The organism is Streptomyces sp. NPDC059832 (assembly GCF_042731715.1).
Taxonomy (GTDB): domain Bacteria; phylum Actinomycetota; class Actinomycetes; order Streptomycetales; family Streptomycetaceae; genus Streptomyces.
This window is the reverse complement of the sequence record NZ_JBHWIY010000014.1, coordinates 122,781-144,552: the sequence shown is the minus strand read 5'-3', so window position 1 is coordinate 144,552 and position 21,772 is coordinate 122,781. Positions and strand designations below refer to the sequence as shown.

Below are 21,772 nucleotides of genomic sequence, written 5' to 3'. Positions count from 1 at the left end.
GGAAGTCACTTCGACTCCTCGGCCTTCTCCACCTTCACGGTGAAGTCCTCGATGACGGTGTTGGCGAGGAAAGTCTCGGCCATCTCGTGAATGCGGCTGAGGGCGGCGTCGTCGACCGGCCCCTCGACCTCGAGCTCGAAACGCTTTCCCTGACGTACGTCCGCGATTCCCTCGAAGCCGAGACGGGGCAGTGCACGCTGCACCGCCTGTCCCTGCGGGTCGAGGATCTCGGGCTTGAGCATGACGTCGACTACGACGCGTGCCACTGGCACTCCCGGTGGTGGTGTGGTGCGGCTGTTTCTCCGGGGGGCTCCCCAGACCCCCGCAGGTCCCCTCAGCGTACCTGGCCAGAAATTCTACGCGGGTAGATATCGAGATCCCTTGATCACGCCCAGATATCGGACGTGACAACACACGGGGAAAGTCCTGCAAAAAAAATCCTCACCAGCAGCACACATAGAAGGCTGACACGCGGAGGTAATTGGGTGGGCTTCACAATGCGGCACCCATCGCTGTACAAATGATTACCGGGGAATGCAGCATTGCCCCTAAACAGTCGGCAACCGTCGACGCCGTATCCGCCTAGCAGCCGGAAGGCCGGCATCAGCGCACGCCAGACGCGCCGATACCGTAGGAAAGGACCGATATCCGTGGCTCAGCGCGTAGTGGTCACGCTCTCCGACGACATCGACGGGGGAGCAGCGGCGGAAACGGTCACCTTCGCCCTGGACGGGAAGTCGTACGAGATCGACCTCAATCCGTCCAATGCGAAGAAACTGCGCAAGGCCCTCGCCCCGTACATGGCGGCAGGCCGTAAGCAGACAAATGCCAGCAAGCATGGCAAGACTCCCGTGTCGTACCGGCACACTTCGCTCGCCCCCGACCCGGCGGCCGTCCGCGCCTGGGCCCGCTCCCACCGGATGGAGGTGCCGGCCCGCGGCCGGATCCCGAAGAAGGTCTACGAGGCTTTCCGCGAAGCGAGTTGACCGGCCGCCAGGACCCGGCCGCCCGCGGCACCCGCCGAGAGCGGCCGGCACCCCCTTCGACGACACCCTGCGGGCACCGACTTGCGCAACACCCCCGCAGGTCGGCTAAAGTCTGGAGCACGCCGAAGGGCAAGGCCGCAAAGCCGAACCCCACGCAGCGTGCGGGTGTAGTTCAGTAGCAGAACATCCCCCTTCCAGGGGGAAGGCGCAGTGTGCAATTCCTGTCACCCGCTCTGCATCACTCTTATCGACCACTCCGGTGGATCGGGTAGAGTGATGCTCGCACCGCCCGATGGATCTCCTCCTGAGGAGTACAATGAGCGGCAGCAATGCGGACGTGGCTCAGTTGGTAGAGCATCACCTTGCCAAGGTGAGGGTCGCGAGTTCGAATCTCGTCGTCCGCTCTTGATCGAAATGAAGGCCCTGGTCGATATCGACCAGGGCCTTCGTCGTATTCCCACCAACCTTCCCCGTGCTCTCCGGGCTCTCCGGCCTCTCCGGCCTCTCCGGGCCCACACGCTCCTCGTCCCATGACGTTTGTCATGAGCAGTGATGACAGCTCGCACTGATGTCGACGGCGATCCGGCGGAAGTCTTCAGGCATGACCAGCGACGACATTCCAAGCGACCACGTGGGCAGGGCTGCGGAGGAGGCTGTGGCATCCACCACATCCGTTTCCGCTTCCGCCCTCTCCTCCGCTTCCGCCTCCGTTGCCGATGCGGTGATCGAGGCGGACGGTGTGCGGCGGCGTTATGCGGGCGGCTTCGAGGCCGTGGCCGGTGTCTCCTTCTCGGTGGCGCGCGGCGAGCTCTTCGCTCTGCTCGGTACGAACGGCGCCGGAAAGACCTCCACCGTCGAACTGCTGGAGGGCCTGGCCAGGCCCGACACCGGCACGGTGCGGGTGCTCGGCCACGACCCGTTCCGCGAGCGCGCCGCCGTCCGGCCACGGATCGGGGTGATGCTCCAGGAGGGCGGGTTCCCGTCCGACCTGACGGTCACCGAGACGGTACGGATGTGGGCGGGCTGCACCAGCGGCGCGCGCCCGACCGGTGAGGCGCTGGACCTGGTCGGGCTCGCCCACCGGGCGGGGGTGCGGGTCAAACAGCTCTCCGGCGGTGAGCGGCGGCGCCTCGACCTGGCGCTGGCTCTGCTCGGCCGGCCCGAGGTGTTGTTCCTGGACGAACCGACCACCGGGCTCGACGCCGAAGGGCGGCGCGACACCTGGGAGTTGGTGCGCGAGCTGCGCGACGGCGGCACCACCGTGCTGCTCACCACGCACTACCTGGAGGAGGCCGAGACGCTCGCCGACCGGCTGGCGATCATGCACCGGGGGCGGATCGTGACGGCGGGCACCACCGCCGAGGTGACGGCCGCCCGCCCCGCCCGCATCCGGTTCGAGCTGCCGGAGGGGGTACCGGCGTCCTGGCTTCCGCTGGGGCTGCGGGCCGCCGCCGAGGACCGCCGGATCGAGATCCGCACCCACCGGCTGCAGGAGTCCCTGGACGAACTGCTGACCTGGGCGAGGGAGTCGGACGTCCGGCTGCTCGGCCTCGATGCCCGGTCGGCCTCGCTCGAAGAGGCGTTTCTCGATATCGCGCAGAGCGCGTCGGAGTCCGAAAGGGTGGCCGCGTGATGACGACCATGACGACCGGCACGACGACCACGACGTTGCGGGGCCGGCTGACCGCCCTCGGGCGCGCCGAAGTCGCCCTGCTCGCCCGCAACCGGACGGCGGTATTCGTCGCGCTGCTGATGCCCGCCGCCATGGTCCTGGCCATGAAGTCGACGCTCAAGCAGTCCGTCCTCGACGGGTCCGGCCTGACCGTCGCCGCGGCGGCGCTCACCGGCGGTATCGGCATCGTGCTGATCCAGGCCGTCTACATGAACCTGGTCTCGGCCTACGTGGCGCGGCGCGAGGACCTGGTCCTGAAGCGACTGCGTACCGGCGAGGTCACCGACCGGGAGATCCTCGTCGGGACCGCCCTGCCGTCGGTCGCGCTGGCGCTGGCGCAGACCGTGGTGATCGTGGTGGCGGGGACGGCCTTCTTCGGCCTCGCCGCGCCGCAGCGGCCCGAACTGCTGCTGGCGGGCCTGCTGCTGGGCGTGGTGCTGCTGACGGCGCTGGCGGCGGCCACCTCCGCGGTGACCCGCACCGTGCAGACGGCGCAGCTCACCACCCTCCCGCTGTTCTTCATCTCGATGATGGGCTCGGGGCTCTTCGTGCCGCTGGAGATCATGCCCGACCCGATGGCGTCCGTGTGCGAGCTGCTGCCGGTGACCGGGGTGATGACGCTCGTCCGGACGGGCTGGCTGGGCGGTGCCGACGGCTCCGACCTGCTCGTGGCCGCTCTGACCGGACTGGCCTGGACCGCGTTCGCCGTGTTTGCTGTGCAACGTCGGTTCCGCTGGGATCCGCGACGCTGAGGGAGGAAGCCGTGTCGGTGCTCGTACGGGGCTGGCGCCGCAGCTGGCAGAAGCGCAGCAAGCTGGAGCGGATCGATCTCTATACGCGGCTGACCCTCTCGGTGATCCCCTGGATCTTCACCCTGTCGTGGCAGCTGACCCCCTTCAAGTCGGACATCCGCCATGCGCCGCTCCCGATCACGCTGGGCGTGGCCCTGCTGCTCGTGAGCCTGGTGCAGTGCCTGCTGAGCAACCGCAACGTGGATCTGTCGTACGCGCACTACCTCGGCACCGCCGTCTTTCCCCGACGGCGGCAGCTGACACCGCTGGTGCTGCTGCTGGTGAACCTGGGGCTCCTGGCGACGATGGCCGGGGTGGACGGGATCGACGATGGCGGGCTGCTCGTCATGACCATGAACGCGCCGATTGCGTTCGCGATCACGCAGACCCTGCTGGTCCCGGTCCGCACCTTCCTGGTCCAGTCGTTGGCCGTCACCGCGCTGGACGTCGGCGTCCTCGCCGCGGTCGGAGTGCGGGGCGGGACGCTGATCGGGGTGGTGCCGACGACGCTCTTCGGCTGTGTGCTCGTGCTGATCTCCGTACGGCCCAGTGCCTGGAGCCTGGGCGTGATGTGGCAGGCCGAGGAGGCCCGCGACCTCCAGGCCCGGCTCGCGGTCGCCGAGGAGCGGCTGCGGTTCGGGCGGGACCTGCACGACGTACTGGGACGCAATCTCGCCGTGATCGCGCTGAAGAGCGAACTGGCCGTGGAGCTGGCCCAGCGCGGCAGGCCGGAAGCGGTGGACCAGATGGTCGAGGTGCAGCGGATCGCCCGCACCTCCCAGCAGGAAGTACGGGATGTCGTACGGGGATACCGGGAGGCCGATCTGAGTACGGAACTGGCCGGTGCCCGGGGAGTTCTGAGTGCGGCCGGGATCGAGTGCGAGGTGGTGGGGGACACCGGCGGTCCGCTGCCGGCGCCCGTGCAGTCGGCGCTCGGCTGGGTCGTGCGGGAGGCGGCGACCAATGTGCTGCGGCACGGCGATCCGCGCCGCTGCACGATCCGGCTCAGGTCCTCGGCGGAGGAGGTCGTGCTGCGGGTGGAGAACGACGGGGTGGCGGTCGCCGCCGCGGGACCGGACGCGAGTTCCGGGGCGGACGACGGATCCGGAGCGGGCGGCTCCGGCCTGGCCGGGCTGCGGGAGCGGCTTAGCGTGCTCGACGGTTCGCTGGACGCGGGCCCGGCGGGGAACGGCCTGTTCCGGCTCACGGCGACGATCCCGCTCGGGCCGGCGGCGTCCTCGGCCCGCGATGAGAAGCCGCCTGCCGCCCGGGAGGCACCCGCCCTTCAGGAGGAACGACGATGACGGCCGTACGGGTACTGCTCGCCGACGACGAGCATCTGATCCGGGGCGCGCTGGCCGCGCTGCTGGCGCTGGAGGACGATCTCGTGGTGGTCGCGGAGGCGGCGACCGGCCCCGAGGCGCTGGCCATGGCACGGGCCCACCGGCCCGATGTGGCGGTCCTCGATCTGGAGATGCCGGGCGCCGACGGTGTGAGTGTCGCCACATCGCTGCGGGCCGAACTGCCCGGCTGCCGGACGATGATCGTGACGAGTCACGGCCTGCCCGGACACCTCAAGCGGGCACTCGCGGCGGGCGTGCGGGCCTTTGTGCCGAAGACCGTCAGCGCCCGGCAGCTGGCCGGGATCATCCGCACCGTGCATGCCGGAAACCGTTATGTGGACCCGGAGTTGGCGGCCGACGCGATCTCCGCCGGGGACTCGCCGCTGACCGCGCGCGAGACCGAGGTGCTGGAGCTGGCGGCGGACGGGGCCCCCGTCGCGGAGATCGCCGAGCGGGCTTCGCTGTCGCAGGGAACCGTACGGAATTACCTCTCCGCGGCCGCTTCGAAGCTCGGCGCGGAGAATCGCCATGCCGCGGTGCGTCTCGCGCGGCAGCGCGGATGGGTATAGTGGTCATCGCGCTTCGGCGCTTGCGGACGTAGCTCAGTTGGTAGAGCGCAACCTTGCCAAGGTTGAGGTCGCCAGTTCGAACCTGGTCGTCCGCTCGGTTCAGCAAGAAGCCCCCGGCCTTCCGGCCGGGGGCTTCTTCGTGTTCCGTCGGCAGGCCCTACTGCCAGGGCGTGCCGGTGAGGAGTTCGTACGCCTCCAGGTACTTCGCCCGGGTGACGTCCACGACCTCCTGGGGCAGCGCGGGCGGCGGCTGCTCGCTCTTCCGGTCCCAGCCGGAGGCCGGCGAGGTCAGCCAGTCGCGTACGAACTGCTTGTCGTAGCTGGGCTGGGCCCGGCCCGGCTCCCAGGTGGCCGCGGGCCAGAAGCGCGAGGAGTCCGGGGTCAGCACCTCGTCCGCGATGATCAGCTCCTCGCCGCCGTCGGCCGTGGGAGCGAAACCGAACTCGAACTTCGTGTCGGCGAGGATGATGCCGCGCTCGCGCGCGATGTCACGTGCCCTGCCGTAGACGTCCAGCGTGGTGCGGCGCAGCCGGTCGGCGGTCTCCGCGCCGACCTGGCGGGCCACCTCCTCGAAGCTCACGTTCTCGTCGTGGTCACCGACGGCCGCCTTGGTGGCGGGGGTGAAGATCGGCGCCGGGAGCTCGGAGCCGTCGACGAGCCCCTCGGGCAGCGCGAGACCGCAGACCGTGCGGGACTCCTGGTACTCGACGAGGCCGGAGCCGGTGAGATAGCCGCGGGCGACGCACTCGACCGGGACCATCCGCAGCGACTTGCAGATCAGGGTGCGTCCGGCCCAGTCCGCGGGGGCTCCGGCGGGGAGTTCCGTGGACAGGACGTGGTTCGGTACGAGATCGGCGAGCTGGTCGAACCACCACAGCGAGAGCCGGGTGAGCACCCGGCCCTTGTCGGGGATCTCGGTCGGCAGGACCCAGTCGTACGCGGACATGCGGTCGCTGGCGACCATGACGAGGTCGCCCGCCTCGTTCCGGTACAGGTCGCGCACCTTGCCCGTGTGCAGGTGGGTGAGCCCCGGGACCTGCACTGGCTCGGGCTTTTCTACAAATCCGGACACGCTGCCTCCGCGTAGGTTGATCCAGGAGTCGTTCCGATTCTCCCGTATCGGGTGCGGTGGGGTGGAGCGGGGGCGTCCGTGGCGCCGACTGCCGTGGCCCCGGGCGCGGTTGCTCTCGCTGGTCAGGGCTCGGTTCGGTCATGGTGGTCCGGGCTCGGTTCGGTCGCGGTGGCCGGGCGCGGTTCAGTCGCGCTTGCAGATGCGGTCGAGGAGATTGGCGGTGGCCCGCTGGATGCGGGGGTCCACATGGCCGGGGCGGTCCAGTGCCGGGGACCAGGCGAAGGTGCCCGAGGCGAAGACGATCGCCCCGGACGGGGCCCGGTACACGGATGTCTCCTGGTGACGCTTGACGCCTTCGCTGTCCAGGTACGGGGAGTGGGCGAGCAGGATGCGGCTCTCGTGCTCGGGGAGTGCGATGCGCGGGAAGTAGCGGTCGGCCTCGCCCGCGACCAGGCCGTCGAGCTCGTCGCCCTCGCCCGCGCCCGTCGCCTCCCAGAGCCAGTGCTCGGCGTTCCGTACGACCAGGGGGTGGGGATCGGGGACCCGGCCCGCGTACTGGATTCCGAGGAGCTGCTGCTCGGGGCGGTCGATCTCGCGCCAGAGGGCGGGCTTCCCCGGGCCGCGCCGCTTGCGGCAGGTGAGCAGGCGGTCCGGGACGCCGGACGGCGACGGGGAGAGGCTGACCTGCCAGTACATGGTGTTGGCGGAGAGGAAGACCAGCGAGGTGCCGCCGTCCCGGGCGCGTTCGACCGTACGGCGCATGGGCACCGACCAGTACTCGTCGTGGCCGGGGAAGACCAGGCCCCGGTAGCGGGCCGGATCGACCCGGCCCGCGTGCAGATCGCGGGTGTCGGCGTACGCGATGTCGTAGCCGTACCGCTCGGCCCAGCGGATGAAGTCGTAGGCATGGCCGACGTGGAGCGGCAGACCGGCGCCCGCGTAGGGGCGGTCGAAGGAAACGGTGACCGCGGCGTCCTCCTCGCCCAGGAGGCAGCCCTGCTCGTCCCAGGCGTGGTAGAGGCTGGCGCCGGTGCGGCCGTCCTCCGGGTAGAGGTTGTACGCCTGCCAGGTGATGTCCGGCAGGACCAGCAGCAGATCGGCCGGCTGGTCGTCGCGGACCGTGAACGGGATGTGGGAGCGGTAGCCGTCCACCGTGGTGAGCACGGCGACATACGCGCCGATCGACCAGTAGCTCGGGATCTGCAGCCGCCAGGACTGCCACCAGTGGTGGCAGGAGACCGTGCGGTCGGCGGTGAGCGGCGCGGGCTGGACGATGCCGGAGAGCCGGGGGCTCGTGGTGATCTGGGCGGCGCCGTCGCCCCCGTAGTGGCCGATGCGGTAGATGTCCACGGAGAACTGCTGGGGCGGGTCCACGGTGATGTGGAAGTCGATCGCCTCGCCGGGGGCCGCGGCGCCCGTGGAGATGAAGCCCTTGATCTGGCGGTGCACGTCGTCGGCCGTACGCGTGCCGCCGTCGGTGGAGCCGCGGGCCAGGGCGGGGTCGGCGTACCAGGGCACGACGTGCCCGGTGTCGTCGAAGTAGTTCTCGCTGCCGCGCAGCCAGGGCAGGGGGCCCTGGCCGAAGGGGTCGGAGACGGCGTGCGCGAGGGCACCCGACTCCCAACGTCGAATGTGCTCCGCCCCCATACCGTTTCCCTCCCTCAGGTCCCCCGAGACAGCAGTCGATGGCCGATGGTCGATCGCCAGTGGTCATGCGTCATCAGTGCGCCAACAGTGGTGCGCCGACTGTCAGCGTCGATCCCCAGCACATCACATAACGCATGCAGTCCGTCACCGTTCGTCGCGAATTGACGTGAACGGAACGTACCGTTCCGGGTGTTGGGGTGTGACGGCGGGGGCAGGTGGTTCAGACGAGGCGGACGGGTTTGTCGGTTCGTACACCGATCGAGTCCAGCCAGGAACGCAGCGGTTCCGCGTCCCCGTCCTCGACCAGGCTGAGGACGGGACTGCCCAGGTCGGCCCCGCGCTCGCCGTCGATCAGCAGCGCGGGACCGTCGAGCCAGTCGAGGCCGGGCGCCGCGCCCGCCGTGTCCACCGCCGCGCAGCAGACCATCGCCGCGACATGGTCGGCGAGCAGCTCCGTACCCGTGCGGGGTGGCTGGAGCGGGAAGAGCGGGAGGGGGTCGGGGCCCCAGACGTCCAGGGCGTCCCCGCCGACGGCGGCCGGGGCGCTCGCCGGGCGCGATGCGCCACCGGCCCGGTGCTGCTGGGCCGCCGCCTCCTCGCGGGCCACCGCGGCGCTGATCCCGGCGGCGAGCGCCTCGCCGCCCCCGGTCCGGCCTGCCAGATGCTCGACGACACGGGCCAGCGTGGGCACCCCCGCGTCGATGGGGCAGGCGGGACGGGAGGGGGCGTGGGCGGCGCCCTCCGGGCCGTCGGGACCCGGGCCCGGGGCGGGCGCGGCTGCCGGGGCGGGCGTGGCGCTCATCGAGTCGAGGACGCGGTGCAGGCGGGCGGCCTCGGTGCGCCACTTCCGGTCGACGACCTCTTCCGGGTACTGCTGCCAGTCGACCGGCGACCAGTCCGGACCCGACCGGGCCGGGCCGCCGTGGAACAGCCGGGCCGCCAGCAGCGATGCCGCCTCGTCGGCCGCACCCGGCTCCTCCAGGAGATCGCAGGCGGGGCGCTCGCCGAGCCGTGAGGCGAATCCGTCGGCGAGCCGGTCGCGCCGGGACAGCTCGGTGAGGGCGGACACGACGCCCGCGTCCAGCCGGGACGGCCAGCGGCCCATCCGCCAGGCGGGCAGGGCGACCCGGGTGAGCAGCCGGTCCCAGCCCGCGTAGGCGAGGCCGACCTGCTCCTGGGCGACGATCCGCAGACCGTAGTCCACACCCTGTGCACGGACCGACGCGGCGGCGGCGACGCTCCGCTCCATCTCTGCGGCATGGCTGCGACAACTGCGCAGCAGCAGCCTGGCGATCCGGCCGACGAAGACACGGGGCACTCCGCGCACCCCGGCCAGCGGTCCCTGCACGGGCACGGCGGCGTCGGCGACCGCTCCGTCGAGCCCCCGGACGAAACGACGGGCGGCTGCTATGTCGGGATGGGCGGACGGGCCTGTACCCGCGACGACCGGGGCGAGCACCGCCCGTAGCTCCGCGACCCGCATCCACCACAGGAACGGCGATCCGATGACCAGCACCGGAGCCGCCTGGACCCGGCGGCGGGTCCGGGCCGCGGAATGCGCCGCCGGATCCTGGCCGGTGTCCGCCGCGGACTGCGCCGAGGGGTGGGTGCGGTCCTCCAGCCAGCTGTCGCAGTCGGGTGTCAGAGCTATTGCCGACGGCGCGGGAACCCCGAGCCGGTCGGCGAGGTCCCTGACCAGGCGATAGAGATCGGGGGCGGCCTTCTCCGGGAGCGGGACGGTCGGGCTGACCGCCGGCCTCGCCCGTACGATCGCGACCGCGACGGCCGCGGCGAGCAGGAGCACGACGACCGCGCAGGCCGTCACGACCCAGCGCGCCGTGTCCCAGCCGCTGCCCACGGCCAGGCCCTGGGCACCCGCCACGAGCAGCACGACGGCCACCGCCGCCGGCAGGATCGCCACGGCTGCCGCCCTGCCGCGGATGCGCAGCAGCGCGTGAGCTCGGGCACGCGCATTCAGCGCACCCAGCTCCTCACTTGTACCGATACCGGACACGGCCGGACGTCACCCCCTCTGCCCCCGCGGCGGTGTTGCTCACTCCCCCACTGTGGCACCCGTCACCGACATCGCAATGCCAGTGGGCCAAGTGCCGGAATGCTTGCGCCGCACCCTAGTTGGGGCCTCGGCGGGCGTCATCCGGATGGCTCAGCCGTCACTCGATGGAATGGCTTTGGGCAAAGGTGCTGACGCGCCGCCGTCCTTGAGGCAGCGGCGCGTCGAGGCATGTCGGGGCGCGTCGGCGGGACTGCGGGAGGCCGGATGCGGGAGGGCGGATGCGGGAGGCCGGAGGGCCGGATGCGGGAGGGCCGGTCTCGGCGCTCCGCGGCCGGTCTCCCGCATCCGGCGGCCCGTCTCAGCCCTCCGCGGCCTTGCGGGCAATGTCCGTACGGAGCTGCGAGCCGTCGAGCCGGATCCGGGCCGCCGCCGCGTAGGCACGCTCCCGGGCGCCCGCGAGGTCCTTGCCGGTCGCGGTCACGGACAGCACCCGGCCGCCCGCGCTGACGATCGTGTCGCCCTCCCGCCTGGTGCCCGCGTGCAGGACGTACGCGTGCGGGGCATCCTGCGCCGCCACGTCGTCGAGCCCTTCGATCGGGTCGCCCGTGCGCGGCGTACCCGGGTAGTTGTGCGAGGCGATGACCACGGTGACGGCGGCCTCGTCGCGCCACTTGAGCGGGGGCAGCTCGTCGAGCGTGCCGTTGGCGGAGCCGAGCAGGACGCCGGCCAGCGGGGTCTTCAGGCGGGCCAGGACCACCTGGGTCTCGGGGTCGCCGAAGCGGGCGTTGAACTCGATCACCCGGACGCCGCGCGAGGTGATCGCGAGGCCCGCGTACAGCAGCCCGGAGAACGGGGTGCCGCGGCGGCGGAGTTCGTCGACGGTCGGCTGGAGCACCGACTCCATGACCTCGTCGACCAGCTTGGGGTCGGCCCACGGAAGCGGGGAGTACGCGCCCATGCCGCCGGTGTTCGGGCCCTCGTCGTCGTCCAGGGCGCGCTTGAAGTCCTGCGCGGGCTGGAGCGGCAGCACGGTGGTGCCGTCCGTGATCGCGAAGAGGCTCACCTCGGGGCCGTCGAGGAACTCCTCGATGACCACGCGGTCGCAGGCCAGGGCGTGGGCACGGGCCGCCTCGACGTCGTCGGTGACGACGACGCCCTTGCCCGCGGCGAGACCGTCGTCCTTGACGACGTACGGGGCGCCGAAGGCGTCGAGAGCGGCGTCGATCTCGGCCGGGGTGGTGCAGACGTAGCTACGGGCGGTCGGGACGGCGGCAGAGGCCATCACGTCCTTGGCGAACGCCTTGGAGCCCTCCAGCTGGGCCGCCTCGCCGGAGGGGCCGAAGCAGGGGATGCCCGCGGCGCGCACGGCGTCGGCGACCCCGGCGACGAGCGGCGCCTCCGGGCCGACGACCACCAGCTCGGCGCCCAGGTCGGTGGCGAGGCGCGCGACGGCGTCGCCGTCGAGGGCGTCGACCGGGTGCAGTTCGGCCACCTCCGCGATACCGGCGTTGCCGGGAGCGCAGTACAGAGCGGTGACGTCGGGGTCGAGGGACAGAGAGCGGCACAGGGCGTGTTCGCGGGCGCCGCCGCCGATGACGAGGACCTTCACGGGGTGCAGCCTAGCCGCCGGGGCGTAGCGCCCTTGACGGGACGCCGCTCCGTGGACACCGCGGGAGCCGTGGCGGACACCCCGGGCGCCCCCGCAGTCCGTTATTCGTTATCCGTCATTCGTTGGTGAACTCCTCGACGACCGTGGCTCCCAGCTCTCGGACGATCAGGTCGTGCCCGGAGAGCGCCGAGTCGACGAGGTCCGGGTCGTCGGCCTCGGGGGTGTCGTCCTCGGGCGCGACCGCGCGCGGGGGCTCGGGCGCGGAGTACGGCCGCGGCGCGGGCTCCGCGGCGGATGCGGCGCCCGGCTGCTGGTGAGCCGGCTGCTGCTGGTGACCCGGCTGCTGGTGCGGAGAGGCGGCCGGCCGGGGCTCGTAACTCTGCTGGGGCGCGGGGGCCTGGTGCTGCGGCATGGACGGCGCGGCAGAGGGGCGGCCTCCGCCGGTCTGCGGGGGTGCGCCGGCGCCGCCCGACGGGTCGACGACGGCCTCGATCTTCCACTGCGCGTTGAACCGCTCGGCGAGGGCCTGCCTCAGCACGTCCTCGCTGCCGCTGCTCGCGAAGTTGTCACGCGCGCCCGCGTTGAGGAAGCCGATCTGCAGGGTGCTGCCGTCGAAGCCGGTGACCTGGGCGTTCTGGCTGAGCAGGATCCAGGTGAACCGGCGGCGGTTCTTCACCGCTTCCAGGATGTCCGGCCACATGTTCCGCACCTGGCCGGCACCCTGGGTCATGCCCGGACCCGGCTCGGCGACGGCAGGCACCGGTGCGGCGGGCGCGGCCTGGACCGGCGCGGCGGCCGGAGCGGCCTGCGGGGCGGGCGACTGGCCCGGGGCGGAAGCGGTCGGCCAGCCACCGGGACGTCGGCCCGATTCCGGCGCGGCGGCGGTGGGCCAGGCACCGGGACGCTGACCGCCCGCGGGAGCCGGGGCCTCGGCCGGCGGCTGCGGGGCCACGGGGGCGGCGGGGACCTCGGGCGGTGCTGCGGCGGGGGCGGGCGGCGCCGCCTGGACCGGCGCGGGCGCGGGCGCCTCGCCCCGTACCGCCGCACGCGCGGCGGCGGGTCCCGCACCGGGCTGCACGACAGGTGCGGTGGACGCGGCGGGCGCGGGCGCGTGGGCCGGCGCCTCCGGGCCGGGCACGTATCCCATGGCGGGCCCCGGGCCCGCGGTCGCGAAGGACGCGCCCCGCTCCAGCCGGTCGAGCCGGGCCTGCAGCGAACGCTCGTCGTCGAAGGCCGCGGGCAGCAGCACCCGGGCGCAGATCAGCTCGACCTGGAGACGCGGCGAGGTCGCCCCGCGCATCTCCGTGAGCCCCTCGTTGACCAGGTCGGCGGCGCGGCTCAGCTCGGCGGCGCCGAAGACGGACGCCTGGGCCTGCATCCGCTCGACGACATCGGCGGGGGCATCGATCAGCCCCTTCTCCCCGGCGTCCGGCACAGCGGCCAGGATCACCAGGTCGCGCAGCCGCTCCAGGAGGTCGGCGACGAAGCGGCGCGGGTCGTTGCCGCCCTCGACCACCCGGTCCACGACCTCGAACGCCGCAGCCCCGTCGCCCGCCGCGAAGGCGTCCACGATCGAGTCGAGCAGCGAGCCGTCCGTATAACCGAGCAGCGAGGTCGCCATGGCGTATGTCACACCGTCGTCGCCCGCACCGGCCAGCAGCTGGTCCATCACCGACATCGAGTCACGCACGGACCCGGCCCCGGCCCGCACGACGAGCGGCAGCACGCCGTCCTCGACGGTGCTGTTCTCCTTGCCGCAGACCTCGGCGAGGTATTCGCGCAGCGTCCCCGGCGGCACGAGACGGAACGGGTAGTGGTGCGTACGCGACCGGATGGTGCCGATGACCTTCTCGGGCTCGGTCGTGGCGAAGATGAACTTCAGATGCTCCGGCGGCTCCTCGACCACCTTCAGCAGGGCGTTGAACCCCGCCGACGTGACCATGTGCGCCTCGTCGATGATGTAGATCTTGTAACGACTCGACGCGGGCCCGAAGAACGCCTTCTCCCGCAGATCACGGGCGTCGTCCACGCCACCGTGCGACGCGGCGTCGATCTCGATGACATCGATCGAACCCGGCCCGTTGCGCGCGAGGTCCCGGCAGGACTGGCACTCCCCGCACGGCGTGGGCGTCGGCCCCTGCTCGCAGTTCAGACAGCGGGCGAGGATGCGCGCGCTGGTCGTCTTGCCACAGCCGCGCGGACCGCTGAACAGGTACGCGTGATTGACCCGGTTGTTCCGCAGCGCCTGCTGCAGCGGGTCGGTGACATGCTCCTGCCCGATGACCTCGGCGAACGACTCGGGGCGGTAGCGGCGGTACAGCGCAAGGGACGACACACATACGAGGTTATCCGGGCGGACCGACAACCGGCCCCGGACCGTGCGAAGCGCCGCCCGGCACCCCAGGAACCGCAGGCCCGGGAAGCACAGGCCCGGGAAACGAGAGCCCGGGAAGCGAAAGCCTGGCAAAGCAGCAGGCCCGGGAAACACAAGGGCCCCCCACGCACCCGCCAGAGCCGACCTACCCTTGCTGCCTTCCGGCCCTGGGGGAGTTCAGTCAGATAGCGCCACGTGAGGGGCTGACGCCCACCTTAGCCGATCCCCACCCCTGCCGGTCCACTGCCCCGCCTCCCGGATCCCCCGCGAACGAGTCCGAGGGGGGTCCGGGAGAAGTCCGGGGGGAACGGGTTCGCGAGCACTCCTCAACGTCTTGTATTGTTTGCCGCGGAGGATTCGCCTAGTGGCCTAGGGCGCACGCTTGGAAAGCGTGTTGGGGGCAACCCCTCACGAGTTCGAATCTCGTATCCTCCGCCATTGCTCTCACCGGGCAATACGTCGAAGGGCCCCACCGTTCACGGTGGGGCCCTTCGACGTTGTCTCAGCCCCCGTTGTTCTGGTCTTTGTCCACAAGGCCGTTCGGTGAGGGCCCCAGATGGCGTCCGCGAGCTTCTGCGCCACGTCCTTCAGCATGGCGTCGGGCACATGCAGGTACCGCGCGCGCATCCGGGCGGACGTGCCTGCCTCCCAGCCCATGATCTGGTCGATCACGCGGTCCGGGACGCCAAGCAGCATGAGGACGGTGGCGGCGGTGTGCCGTGCGTCGTGCAGCCGCGCGTCACGCACCCCCGCGTCCTCCAGCAGCCTCTTCCAGTCGTGGTAGTCCGTGTTCGGACTGAGCGGGCCCCCGAGCGGCTTCGTGAACACGTAGTCCGATTCGGTCCACAGGTTCCCGGCGGTCTTGCGCTCCCGGGCCTGGGCTTCCCTGTGCGTTCGCAGCATCACGACCAGAGGGCCCGGCAGGGGAACCGCACGGCGGCCGGCGCGCGACTTGGTGTTCTTCGTCTCGCGCCGCACCTGCTTGCGCTCCGGGCAGTACCCGGCCTTTCGGCCGCACGGGTCCGCCTCCTTGCACCCGTGCTCGTACTTCGGGCGCAGTCGATTCCGGCGCAGCTTCAGGTACTCGTGATGCAAGTCAACATCGGACCAACGCAGCCCCAGCGTCTCTCCCTGTCGCAGTCCAAGCGCCAGCGCCAGCGCCAGCATCCAACGTGCACTGTTGCGGCGTTTGTTGACCTCGATCAGCAGGCTCTGCACCTCTTCGACCGAGTAGGGCTCGATCTCCTCCTCCGGCTCCTCCACCCGTGGCGGCTTGGCAAGCGCGGCGGCGTTCTTCGCGGCGTGGCCACGTCGTACCGCCTCACCGAGTGCGGTACGAGCGGTGCGATGCGCCTGATGGGCTGTGGCGGCCTTGCTGCCATTCTTCTGCATCCGGCGGTACAGGCTCTCCAGGTGCTCCGGCTCCAGGCGGTCGATGCGGTGCTTACCGATGCCGGGTACAAGGTGCACGCGAACCGCGGCCTCGTACCCGTCGTAGGTGTTTTCGCTGACGACGTCCTTGGCGATGTTCTCGACCCAGTGCCAGAGCCACTTCTCAACTGTCCACAGCTTGCCGGGCTGCTGTGCAGTCCCCTGGTCACGCTGTTTCTCCAGCCGTTTGACCTCTGCGGCCAAGGCGTCTTCGGACGGGCGGGTGATGTGCCTGCGGTCCTCCGGTTCTGCCACCGGTTCGTGGATGACGTGCCGTGGTCGACGCAGGCGACCTACTACCCCGACTGGCTCGTGAAGGAAGCGCCACGACTCGCGGAGCCAGGTGACGTGGCAGAAGGGACCACCCGCTACCTGGCAGGGGTCGGCATCGAGCAGATCGGCTACTTCGACGAGATCTCTGCCCGCATGCCCACACCTGACGAGGCCCGAATGCTGGACATCAGCGCCGGGGTGCCCGTGCTGCTCTGGACTCGTACGGGGTACGCGGAGGACAAGCCCGTCCGATGCACGATCACGACATTTCGCGGCGACCTGAACCACATGAACTACGAGATCGGAACGCTCACCGCTCGGGGGGATGCGCCGCAGTGATCATCGAGAGCGCCACACCGGCGGACCTGGAAAAGCTGCTGGCCTTTCGAGAAGAGGCCGCCTCCTGGCTCACCGCCCTTGGCACCGATCAGTGGCGACGCCCCTACCCGGCCGACAAGCTGCGCGCCACGATCGACGCAGGTGTCGTCTTCATGGTCCGGGATGGGGCGACCACCGCAGCGACAATAACGCTGACGCCCGAGGCGGAAGCTGGACTGTGGACGGAGCGGGAGCTTGCCGAGCCGTCGATGTTCGTGAACAAGCTGACCGTGGCACGCACCCACGCCGGGCAGGACCTGGGCGGGAGGCTCCTCGACTGGGCAGATGACCGAGCGCACCGCTCCGGCGCCGTTTGGCTTCGGCTCGACGCATGGACCACGAACGAAACGCTCCAGAGCTACTATCTGCGCCACGGGTTCGATCACGTCCGCACCGTCACCGACGGTGGGGCTGTGAACGGCGGCCCCCGGGTCTCCGGATGGCTCGCCCAACGCTCGACTCGGCTGAACAGCGACCACGGCCTGACAGACGCGACTGACCTACCGCCCGCACAACCTGCGCACCACCTCCGCACCACGTAGGGCGGTAAACCACGGTCAATGACGGGTCGCCGGTCGCAACGCAAGGGCGTCCGGCGCCCGCATCATCCAAGGTCAGGCGGGGGGGCTAGCGGGGCTCGGGGCAAGATTCCCAAGCTCAGGTGCCAGACGCGTCTGCACAGCGGAAGCCGTAGGGTTCCGTCCATGGTGACTGCGACTGTCCGCGAGTGGGACGACGAGGAAGGGTGGGGTGTTCTTGACTCACCCGAGACCCCCGGCGGCTGCTTCGGCCACTACGCCGACATCCAGGCGACCGGCTTCCGCACGCTGTCGGCCGGCCAGCACGTCGAACTCACATGGGAAGCCGTCGGCTTCAAGCAGGACAGGTACGACTACCGCGCGGTGAGCATCGTGCCTCGGACTGCCTGACATCCACAGCAATTGGTAGGCGGCATCCCTGGCAGCCCGGGCCACCCCCGGTGCAGCCAGTAGGTCCAGTTGGTACGGCTTCGAGTGCATGCCGTGGGCCAGGGTGCTGCCGCGAGCGAGCTCGGTCCGTTCATCCAGCGGTAGATGCCCCGCAGACAAGGTCTAGCCACGCGCAACCCGCCGCCAGCCGTCCGAAAAGGCCCACTTGCTATCCGGGTGGTAGGCACGCGGACCGCCGACCCTGGTCGCGTACTGCGGTTCTTCCGTCACCTTCCAGTCCCCGTCCTCCCACTTGAGGATCAGATAGGTGGTCTCGTCCTCCAGCGATTCGCCATGGCCACCGGCGGCAAGGCGGTCGTAGACCATCCATACGACGACAACATCGCCGCTGCCGTTGAGACTGCGTTCGAGGATCGCTTTCACGACTGCGCTTCCCTCATTCGGTACTTCGCCCCAATCAGGTGCTCCAACCAGCCCGCTGACACCTCTGTCGATGGTTTCGGGGGAGCCCTTAGAGGTGACCGCAGTCCACTGTTTGCGTGCGATCTCTTCATCCCGCAGGTCGAAGCCTTGCCAGTAAGAGACCGCAGCAGAGGCCGCGCCGAGCGCAGAGTGCTCGAAGCCAGTCCCTATGCCTTCAGCGGTCGAATCCGGTTGCAGCAATGCACGAGCACGGGCGGTGGCTGGCGTGAACTCCTGCCCCGGCGGTTCCGAGGGCTTGTCGCCTTCCGGGCTCGGGGACGTCCTGGCGTCCAACTGAGGACGAGAGTCATCGCCCATAATCGATGTCACGACGAGGATGCCACCAACAGCGAGCGTGGCACCGGCCGCGGCCCCGATCGCCAGAAGCCGAAGCCGGTTCTTGCGCACTTTGCCGTCATTGGGGCCTAAATCGGGCTGCGTGGTGGGGCCGCGGTCGGTGGCCGCTTCGTGGCTCATCGTCTCTCCGCATCTCAAATCGCCATGGCTGCAAGACACACCACCCTAAGGGCTGATCCGTAACTCGCAGTAATGGGGCGGGTCTTAGAGCTACAGATCAGAGGTGCCCGTGCCACAACCGCGCCAGGTGGGGCAGGGACTCACGGGGAACTGCGGCTGCTGGCAGGGACCACAGCGGACAGGGCGCCCTAGTCGCCGTCCCGCAGGTCAGACCCCAAGTGGCCCCACCTCGCTCCTAAAGCGGGTGTCGTAGATCATGCGCGAGGCCCCTAATGAGCTCAGGTCGCTCGGCGGACAATGGCCACATGACGTTGACGATTTGGATCGATGACTGGCAGATCCAGTGCTGCGGACAGAGCTTCGCGCCAGGGGATGTTGTCTCCTGGACGCTGCTGGAGGTCGATTCGGAGGATTACGCCGACGTCGTTGGCGGCGAACGTGCGGATGAGATCGACTTCCGCGAGGAGCATCACGGCCAAGGGGATGGGCATGCACCCACCTCGGTGGAGGTGGTGTCGATTGCCGAGGTGCACTGCCGTTACGGGGTACCCCCGGGCGCTACGGACAAGGTGAACTACCCCGTTCCGGGCACGACCGTGCTGGTTCCGGTGAAGGAGGCGGACGGGTGGGCGAAGGCCAGGCCGGACCTTAGCTTCGCGGGCTATCTGGTGACGGCTCGGCGTGCCACAGACGGACCGGAAGGTGCTGCTGCTCGCGGTCAATGAAGGAGTCGGCGGGGCAGGCTTCCTGCCCGGTCGCTGTACAGCAGCTCCGTACCGCAACCCCAGCAACCGCCCCTGTTCGGTAGCGTCCCTCCGGGGCCTCGGGGCGGCCGGTATGGCCGTCGCTGACCGATCCGGCTAGAGCTACGGATCAGAAGCCCGTGGAGGCCGTAGATCACGGCACTGACGGCAAACTTGGGCCAGCATCCGCCGGGCAAGGGCCCGCTCCACCGCCGCTTGTTGTCCTGTTCTTTGTTCAGTTTGCTCACGCCCGCCGCAGTTCACCGCCGTACGCCGGTCCTCTCTGAGCTGCCGAGTGACCGTGCATGAACGCTCACGAACAGCCACTCGCACAGTTGGAAAGCGTGTTGGGGGCAACCCCTCACGAGTTCGAATCTCGTATCCTCCGCCATTGCTCTCACCGGGCAATACGTCGAAGGCCCCCGCAGCTTGCTTAAGTTCTAGTGGTCGTCGCAACACCCCAGCTCAGGGGATGCGATGGACTTCAAGATCCGAGAGAGTCGGACGGCCCAGGGGCCCACGAAGCTGCTGCGTGAGCGGGAGGCATACTCCCAGCTCATGCAGCAGGGCGTGGGCAACAAGGAAGCGTGCCGGATCATCGGCATCAACGAGAAGACCGGGCGACGCTGGCGGAACGGCCGAAGCGCCGACCGGCGGCAGAAGGAGGCACCTCCGATCCACAAGGAGGTGCCTCCTTCAGGTCCGTCCCGCTACCTGCGCAAGGCCGAGCGCATCCACATCGCGGACCGTCTACGGGAGAAGGTATCCATCCGACGGATCGCCGCCGAGCTGGGCCGCAGCCCCTCCACCATCAGCCGGGAGATACGCCGCAATGGCATGCCCCTACGAGGTGACGCCTCCCGCTGGGCTCATCGCCCTCATGCCGCACAGAGCCGCGCTGACGCCCGTCGGCCCCGCCCCAAGCCCGGCAAGATCGGCCAGAACCCCGAGCTGCGGGACTTCATCCAGCACCACCTCGAACGCCGTTGGAGTCCCGAGCAGATCTGCCACGCTCTCAAGGCACGCTTCCCCAAGCGCCCGGAGATGCACGTGACCCACGAGACGGTCTACCAAGCTCTCTACGTCCAAGGCCGCGGTGAACTCCGCAGGGAGCTGGCCCGGGCTCTGCGGACCGGACGCACCTACCGGCGTCCCCACCGCAGCTCCACCAAGCGCCAGCCCCGCATGGCACCCAACATGGTGATGATCAGCGAGCGCCCGGCAGAGGCCGCCGACCGGGCTGTCCCCGGCCACTGGGAGGGCGACCTGATCATCGGCAAGGGACTCAAGTCCGCGATCGGGACGCTGGTCGAACGCTCCAGCCGCTTCGTCGCCCTGGTCCACTTGCCCGACGGCCGGCAGCCCGCCCAGATGCGAGACGCGCTCATACGCACCGTCTCGGCCCTTCCCGCCCAGCTCAAGCGCTCGCTCACCTGGGACCAGGGCTCCGAGATGCACCTGCACACGCAGTTCAGCATCGCGACGGACATGCCCGTCTACTTCTGTGACCCCGGCAGCCCCTGGCAGCGCGGCTCGAACGAGAACACCAACGGCCTGCTGCGGCAGTACTTCCCCAAGGGCACCGACCTGTCCGCCCATGCCCCCGAGGACCTGGTGGCCGTCGCCGCCGAGCTGAACAGCAGGCCACGCAAAACGCTCGGCTGGGAAACCCCAGCCGAGCGTCTCGCTAAGCTCCTGGCCACAGCCAGTTGATCACTGTGTTGCTACGACCCCTGGAATTCGCCTTGCTGCGGGGGCCTTCGACGTTGCGGAAGGACGCGTCGCCACCGCGCGACGCCACGCTGCATCGCCACGGCCGAACCAGCACGAACTGATCTTCAGGACCGATCGTCGTCGCGCTCTCCCCGGGTGAACAGGCGGGCGGCCTCACCGACAGCCACCTGTACGCCGCTCCGGTCCCTCGCCTTGGTTCCCGTTGTTCCGCCTCAGGTGTCGGCCTCCCCACCGGCGAACCGTGCCCCTGCTTCGATGTCGTCGTAGCTCACCCGCACGTCCTGAATGCCGAGCTCACGCATCAGGTCCGAAAGCCGCACTATGTACCGTCGCCCGGTCTTCCGCACTGGGCAGGGAAAGTCACCGTTTCTGACCTGCCGATACGCGGTGGTCAGGCTCAGGTTCAACGCCTCCGCGGCTATGCGCAGCCCGACTTCTACCGGAAGTCCGAATACCGCGGAGAAGGCCACGGACTCGTCACGATGACGCTTCATCGGCAGACCCCTGCATCTCGAACAGGCGAGGCTGTTCGCTCGACCCGCCCGGCTTCTGGTGGACACCGGCACGCGGTTGACGTTGCACGGACCGACTGTGTCGGCGCTCCTGGCGCACGCGCGCCAGGAGGCCCATGCGGTACGCCAGCGAACCCAGCCGTTCGCCCTGTGCCCGTTGAGCGAGTGCACTGGACATCGCGTCGACGCGTACAACCTCGCCAAGCCTGGCGGTCAGCGGCTGGAGCACCATCTCTTCCCGCGCCGAATAACGTTCCCCGACTTCCCCGACGGGCTTCTCCTTCGGACTGCGACGATCGGTCCGCCACCCGGCGGCGAACGCCGCATCAACCAGATGCTGCTCGATCCGCGTTGCATCCACTCTCTCGATGGCCCGTGCGGCTTCCAACGCCCCTTGCAACAGAGCGGAGCAGACATCGGCCCACTCAGCGCCCGTACGGCGGGCGATCACGTACGCCGCTCCCCGCAAACGGGGCGCGATCAGCCATACCGTGATCAGCGTCCAGTCCCGTTCGCCCCCAACCGCTGCCTCATCGCGCAGGTGGCGGGCGATGTGCCGCCACGCAGCAATTCGTTCCGGACTCCCTGGTTCGCCGCGGACGGCGCGAGTCTTCAGGATATCCAGCGTGATTCCTTCTCCGTCGCAGAGCGGTGTGGAGCGCCGGGCAGTACGCCCGCACAGCAGCGCTGTGTCGGCGTACCGGTCCTCCACGGATTGGCAGATGCGGGCGAAGACATCGTGTGCCGGGGACATGC

Annotated in this window: 18 protein-coding genes, 4 tRNA genes, 1 other RNA gene and 2 pseudogenes; 14 read left to right on the top strand and 11 right to left on the bottom strand. The window is 70.0% G+C overall.

All coding sequences use genetic code 11. The features are described from left to right. Positions 1-5: 5 nt before the first annotated feature. Positions 6-266 carry a phosphoribosylformylglycinamidine synthase subunit PurS gene (gene purS, locus ACFV8T_RS25035; RefSeq protein WP_176729353.1) on the bottom strand — a complete coding sequence of 87 codons (261 nt, stop codon included), beginning with the start codon at positions 264-266 and terminating at the stop codon, positions 6-8. Between the two features lie 384 nt (positions 267-650). On the opposite strand from purS, the gene ACFV8T_RS25030 reads away from it, so the two are divergent. The 8 genes from ACFV8T_RS25030 to ACFV8T_RS24995 all read left to right on the top strand — a co-directional run bounded on the left by ACFV8T_RS25030 (position 651) and on the right by ACFV8T_RS24995 (position 5,456). Then, positions 651-986: an Lsr2 family protein gene (locus tag ACFV8T_RS25030; protein WP_385331307.1), complete on the top strand. Its 336-nt coding sequence runs from the start codon at positions 651-653 to the stop codon at positions 984-986. 161 nt (positions 987-1,147) lie between these two features. After that, positions 1,148-1,219 (top strand) — tRNA-Gly (locus ACFV8T_RS25025). Between the two features lie 98 nt (positions 1,220-1,317). After that, positions 1,318-1,390, top strand: a tRNA-Gly gene (locus tag ACFV8T_RS25020). 197 nt (positions 1,391-1,587) lie between these two features. Then, entirely contained in the window at positions 1,588-2,619 is a 1,032-nt protein-coding gene (locus ACFV8T_RS25015; RefSeq protein ID WP_385331305.1) for an ABC transporter ATP-binding protein, read from the top strand. Further along, positions 2,619-3,410, top strand: coding sequence for an ABC transporter permease (locus ACFV8T_RS25010; RefSeq protein ID WP_385331303.1), 792 nt, complete (start codon positions 2,619-2,621; stop codon positions 3,408-3,410). Before ACFV8T_RS25015 ends, ACFV8T_RS25010 begins: the two co-directional genes overlap by 1 nt. A 17-nt stretch (positions 3,411-3,427) precedes the next feature. Next, positions 3,428-4,753 (top strand): sensor histidine kinase, encoded by a 1,326-nt coding sequence (locus ACFV8T_RS25005; protein WP_385331421.1) that lies wholly within the window; start codon positions 3,428-3,430, stop codon positions 4,751-4,753. Then, positions 4,750-5,361, top strand: coding sequence for a response regulator transcription factor (locus ACFV8T_RS25000; RefSeq protein ID WP_266416498.1), 612 nt, complete (start codon positions 4,750-4,752; stop codon positions 5,359-5,361). Before ACFV8T_RS25005 ends, ACFV8T_RS25000 begins: the two co-directional genes overlap by 4 nt. A 22-nt stretch (positions 5,362-5,383) precedes the next feature. Continuing rightward, positions 5,384-5,456 (top strand) — tRNA-Gly (locus ACFV8T_RS24995). Between the two features lie 62 nt (positions 5,457-5,518). On the opposite strand, the gene ACFV8T_RS24990 is transcribed toward ACFV8T_RS24995, so the two are convergent. The 6 genes from ACFV8T_RS24990 to ffs all read right to left on the bottom strand — a co-directional run bounded on the left by ACFV8T_RS24990 (position 5,519) and on the right by ffs (position 14,285). Continuing rightward, positions 5,519-6,433: a phosphoribosylaminoimidazolesuccinocarboxamide synthase gene (locus tag ACFV8T_RS24990; RefSeq protein WP_385331300.1), complete on the bottom strand. Its 915-nt coding sequence runs from the start codon at positions 6,431-6,433 to the stop codon at positions 5,519-5,521. 183 nt (positions 6,434-6,616) lie between these two features. Then, positions 6,617-8,080: a N,N-dimethylformamidase beta subunit family domain-containing protein gene (locus ACFV8T_RS24985; RefSeq protein WP_385331297.1), complete on the bottom strand. Its 1,464-nt coding sequence runs from the start codon at positions 8,078-8,080 to the stop codon at positions 6,617-6,619. Positions 8,081-8,300: 220 nt separating this feature from the next. Beyond that, complete coding sequence (locus ACFV8T_RS24980) at positions 8,301-10,094, bottom strand: hypothetical protein (protein WP_385331294.1); 1,794 nt, start codon at positions 10,092-10,094, stop codon at positions 8,301-8,303. Positions 10,095-10,452: 358 nt separating this feature from the next. Further along, positions 10,453-11,703, bottom strand: a complete 1,251-nt coding sequence (gene purD, locus ACFV8T_RS24975; RefSeq protein ID WP_385331292.1) for a phosphoribosylamine--glycine ligase — start codon at positions 11,701-11,703, stop codon at positions 10,453-10,455. A gap of 115 nt (positions 11,704-11,818) precedes the next feature. Continuing rightward, entirely contained in the window at positions 11,819-14,038 is a 2,220-nt protein-coding gene (locus ACFV8T_RS24970; RefSeq protein ID WP_385331290.1) for a DNA polymerase III subunit gamma and tau, read from the bottom strand. A gap of 150 nt (positions 14,039-14,188) precedes the next feature. Continuing rightward, positions 14,189-14,285, bottom strand: an RNA gene (gene ffs / locus ACFV8T_RS24965) — signal recognition particle sRNA small type. A gap of 142 nt (positions 14,286-14,427) precedes the next feature. Between ffs and ACFV8T_RS24960 the strand changes: the two genes are divergently transcribed. Next, a tRNA-Ser gene (locus tag ACFV8T_RS24960) sits at positions 14,428-14,515 on the top strand. A gap of 64 nt (positions 14,516-14,579) precedes the next feature. Here the strand turns inward: ACFV8T_RS24960 and ACFV8T_RS24955 are convergent. Continuing rightward, positions 14,580-15,796, bottom strand: a pseudogene (locus ACFV8T_RS24955) (tyrosine-type recombinase/integrase). Here ACFV8T_RS24955 and ACFV8T_RS24950 point away from each other — a divergent pair. From ACFV8T_RS24950 to ACFV8T_RS24940, 3 genes and pseudogenes are all read left to right on the top strand, one after another. Then, positions 15,746-16,120 (top strand): annotated as a pseudogene (locus tag ACFV8T_RS24950) (UTRA domain-containing protein); the annotation flags it as partial. The pseudogenes ACFV8T_RS24955 and ACFV8T_RS24950 sit on opposite strands and share 51 nt — an antisense overlap. Further along, positions 16,117-16,701 carry a GNAT family N-acetyltransferase gene (locus ACFV8T_RS24945; protein ID WP_385331287.1) on the top strand — a complete coding sequence of 195 codons (585 nt, stop codon included), beginning with the start codon at positions 16,117-16,119 and terminating at the stop codon, positions 16,699-16,701. The pseudogene ACFV8T_RS24950 and the gene ACFV8T_RS24945, both read left to right, overlap by 4 nt. 162 nt (positions 16,702-16,863) lie before the next feature. Further along, a complete protein-coding gene (locus tag ACFV8T_RS24940; protein WP_385331285.1) occupies positions 16,864-17,088 on the top strand; it encodes a cold shock domain-containing protein in 225 nt (74 codons plus the stop codon). A gap of 162 nt (positions 17,089-17,250) precedes the next feature. On the opposite strand, the gene ACFV8T_RS24935 is transcribed toward ACFV8T_RS24940, so the two are convergent. Further along, positions 17,251-18,027 (bottom strand): hypothetical protein, encoded by a 777-nt coding sequence (locus ACFV8T_RS24935; RefSeq protein ID WP_385331283.1) that lies wholly within the window; start codon positions 18,025-18,027, stop codon positions 17,251-17,253. A gap of 305 nt (positions 18,028-18,332) precedes the next feature. Between ACFV8T_RS24935 and ACFV8T_RS24930 the strand changes: the two genes are divergently transcribed. Together ACFV8T_RS24930 and ACFV8T_RS24925 are read left to right on the top strand one after the other, a co-directional pair. After that, on the top strand, positions 18,333-18,752 hold the full coding sequence (locus ACFV8T_RS24930) for a DUF6578 domain-containing protein (RefSeq protein ID WP_385331280.1): 420 nt from the start codon (positions 18,333-18,335) through the stop codon (positions 18,750-18,752). 588 nt (positions 18,753-19,340) lie between these two features. Next, complete coding sequence (locus ACFV8T_RS24925; protein ID WP_385331418.1) at positions 19,341-20,483, top strand: IS30 family transposase; 1,143 nt, start codon at positions 19,341-19,343, stop codon at positions 20,481-20,483. A 233-nt stretch (positions 20,484-20,716) separates the two neighbouring features. On the opposite strand, the gene ACFV8T_RS24920 is transcribed toward ACFV8T_RS24925, so the two are convergent. Further along, positions 20,717-20,974 (bottom strand): helix-turn-helix transcriptional regulator, encoded by a 258-nt coding sequence (locus ACFV8T_RS24920; RefSeq protein ID WP_385331278.1) that lies wholly within the window; start codon positions 20,972-20,974, stop codon positions 20,717-20,719. A 7-nt stretch (positions 20,975-20,981) separates the two neighbouring features. Further along, positions 20,982-21,770 (bottom strand): hypothetical protein, encoded by a 789-nt coding sequence (locus tag ACFV8T_RS24915; RefSeq protein ID WP_385331415.1) that lies wholly within the window; start codon positions 21,768-21,770, stop codon positions 20,982-20,984. Positions 21,771-21,772 lie beyond the last annotated feature (2 nt).

Coding starts and splice junctions, on each gene's coding strand:
- ACFV8T_RS25015 (WP_385331305.1), top strand. CDS start 1,588: ATGACCAGCGACGACATTCCAAGCGACCACGTGGGCAGGGCTGCGGAG.
- ACFV8T_RS25010 (WP_385331303.1), top strand. CDS start 2,619: ATGACGACCATGACGACCGGCACGACGACCACGACGTTGCGGGGCCGG.
- ACFV8T_RS25000 (WP_266416498.1), top strand. CDS start 4,750: ATGACGGCCGTACGGGTACTGCTCGCCGACGACGAGCATCTGATCCGG.
- ACFV8T_RS24985 (WP_385331297.1), bottom strand. CDS start 8,080: ATGGGGGCGGAGCACATTCGACGTTGGGAGTCGGGTGCCCTCGCGCAC.
- ACFV8T_RS24940 (WP_385331285.1), top strand. CDS start 16,864: ATGGTGACTGCGACTGTCCGCGAGTGGGACGACGAGGAAGGGTGGGGT.
- ACFV8T_RS24935 (WP_385331283.1), bottom strand. CDS start 18,027: ATGAGCCACGAAGCGGCCACCGACCGCGGCCCCACCACGCAGCCCGAT.
- ACFV8T_RS24930 (WP_385331280.1), top strand. CDS start 18,333: ATGACGTTGACGATTTGGATCGATGACTGGCAGATCCAGTGCTGCGGA.
- ACFV8T_RS24915 (WP_385331415.1), bottom strand. CDS start 21,770: ATGTCCCCGGCACACGATGTCTTCGCCCGCATCTGCCAATCCGTGGAG.